The following is a 1,024-nucleotide window of genomic DNA, read 5'->3' on the forward strand; positions in this document are numbered from 1 at the left end:
TACATCGGCGCGCTTTGCGGCACCCAAAGCCGGGCGTCGCCCGAGCTTTGTCCCTGCGGCGCGTGCGCGTGCAAGTCCGGATTGCGTCCGCTCGATCAGGAGGTCACGCTCGAACTGTGCGACGTGGTTTAGAACACCCATGGTCATCCGGCCGGCGGGGGTTGAAGTCTTTCTGGATGCGCTCAAGGGCTGTCAGGACCTTTGCCAGCCGCGGCGGCTCATTGGACTCCCAATCCTTTTGCGGCGCCAGGCGAATCCGCGCGCCGTTGGCACCACCACGTTTATCGGTGCCACGGAAGCTGGCGGCAGCGCCCCAGGCTGTGGAAACCAACTCAGGGACGGACAAACCAGAGTCGAGGACCGTGCGCTTGAGGGCGACGATATCCTGTTCGCTGACCAGCTCATGATCGACGGGTGGTATCGGGTCTTGCCAAAGCTGCGCCTCCGGGACCCAGGGGCCCAAATAGCGTGAGCGGGGACCCATGTCGCGGTGAAGCAACTTGAACCAGGTGGCAAACGCGTCCTCAAGCTGGTCTGGGTTGTCGTAGAAGCGCTTCGCAATCGGCCCGTAAATCGGATCCATACGCAGCGACAGGTCTGTCGTCAGCATCGTCGGCGCGTGCGGGCAAGACCAGGTGGACCGCGACGGCTGCCGACCTTGTCTTCGGGGCGCATTCTCAATTGCGCGCGCTGGCCGAGATTCATATCGGCCATGGGTTAGCTTTGGTTTCGTCGGAGGAGTTGCAACAGTGAACGATCTGAATTCCGATGTCGAATGGCTGATTATGGCCGCCGAACCCGGCCAGATGTCGAACTTCCGTAGCCGACCCGTTCGTGGTCCACGAGGGAAGGCTAGCCGCCTGCTTGACCGTTCACTGCGCCCGCGTAGACTGGTCGGCGAATTTTGCCTCGACCACGTCGAGCATTTCGATGTCAGGCACGCTAGCCGAGACGTCTCCAATACATAAGGATGCCTTATTTATTGAATAGGATAGCATTCCAGACGGCGGGTGCAGTAGTATCT

2 pseudogenes are annotated in these 1,024 nt (G+C 60.7%); both read right to left on the reverse strand.

What is annotated here, in order from left to right:
* Positions 1 to 165, reverse strand: a pseudogene (locus tag P0D89_RS53380) (recombinase family protein); the annotation flags it as partial.
* Positions 161 to 622, reverse strand: a pseudogene (locus P0D89_RS53385) (catalase/peroxidase HPI); the annotation flags it as partial. The pseudogenes P0D89_RS53380 and P0D89_RS53385, both read right to left, overlap by 5 nt.
* Between the last annotated feature and the right edge of the window lie 402 nt (positions 623 to 1,024).

Origin of the sequence: Paraburkholderia sp. RL18-085-BIA-A (assembly GCF_046027075.1) — a bacterium.
In the GTDB taxonomy this organism is placed as follows: domain Bacteria; phylum Pseudomonadota; class Gammaproteobacteria; order Burkholderiales; family Burkholderiaceae; genus Paraburkholderia.